Annotated in this window: 2 protein-coding genes; both read left to right on the top strand. The window is 45.5% G+C overall.

The annotated features are described in order from the left end of the window. Positions 1-179, top strand: a 179-nt coding sequence (locus A3750_RS20795) for a glutaredoxin domain-containing protein (RefSeq protein ID WP_068548746.1), incomplete at its 5' end; no start/stop codon positions are given. A gap of 164 nt (positions 180-343) precedes the next feature. Then, a complete protein-coding gene (gene secB / locus A3750_RS20790) occupies positions 344-871 on the top strand; it encodes a protein-export chaperone SecB (RefSeq protein ID WP_068464918.1) in 528 nt (175 codons plus the stop codon). Positions 872-927 lie beyond the last annotated feature (56 nt).

Here is a 927-nt window from a genome sequence, read left to right as displayed (position 1 = left end):
AAGGCGTTGCTTTCAAAGAGTTGATTGTCGATGGTAATCCAAAGCTACGAAGCGAGATGGAGCAAAAGGCCGGTCGGCATACTGTTCCACAAATCTGGATCGGTAGCGCGCATGTGGGTGGCTGTGATGAGCTGTACGCGGCTGAGCGTGCAGGCAAGCTTGATAAGCTATTGGCTTAGCGGTCTCATCTTTTTGAGCAGTTTGCTGATAATCGTTGGATAAATTCGTCTTATCACGTAAAAAAGAGAGCTATGCACTCGCAGTGTTTGACGAGAGGTTTTAGTATTCGCATACCGAACGCGCACTCTTACGAGTCAAAGAAACAACTTTAAGGTTATAAAAGATGTCTGAGAATGAAAACCCAGTAGAAAACACGCAAGACGAAGCCGCAAAAGAGCAACCACAAGCTGGGTTTGCGATGGATAAGGTTTACGTTAAAGACCTTTCTTTTGAGTCGCCAAACTCCCCTGTTATTTTCACTAAGCAATGGCAGCCAAAGGTCAAGATGGACCTGAATACCAAGCACAACGTGATAGATCAGGATGTTCATGAAGTGTCTGTGACAATCACGCTTACGGTCACGGTTGAAGATATGACTGCATTTATTGTGGAAGTGCAGCAAGCGGGTATTTTCCGAATTTCAGGTTTGGAAGGTCTTCAATATCATCATGCCGTTGGTGCGGTTTGTCCGAACTTGATCTTCCCGTACTTGCGTGAAACGATCGATAGCACAGTTGTTAAGGGCGGTTTCCAGCCTGTGATGTTGGCGCCAGTAAACTTTGATGCCATGTTTGCGCAAGCATTACAGAAGAAGCAACAACAAGAAGCAGAAGCAGCAAGTGCGGAAGCACAAGACTCTACTGTTCAGTAATAAGTAGATTGCGTCGCGAAGTGCTTCATGTACTTCGTGTTAGATGAAAAAAGGCC

The sequence above is a fragment of the Oleiphilus sp. HI0079 genome, from assembly GCF_001635105.1.
The sequence above is the reverse complement of the archived record's forward strand: the minus strand, read 5'-3'. Positions and strand labels throughout refer to the sequence as shown.

What these genes read in the sequence shown, in the direction of transcription:
- secB (WP_068464918.1), top strand. Translation starts at nt 344, where the DNA reads ATGTCTGAGAATGAAAACCCAGTAGAAAACACGCAAGACGAAGCCGCA.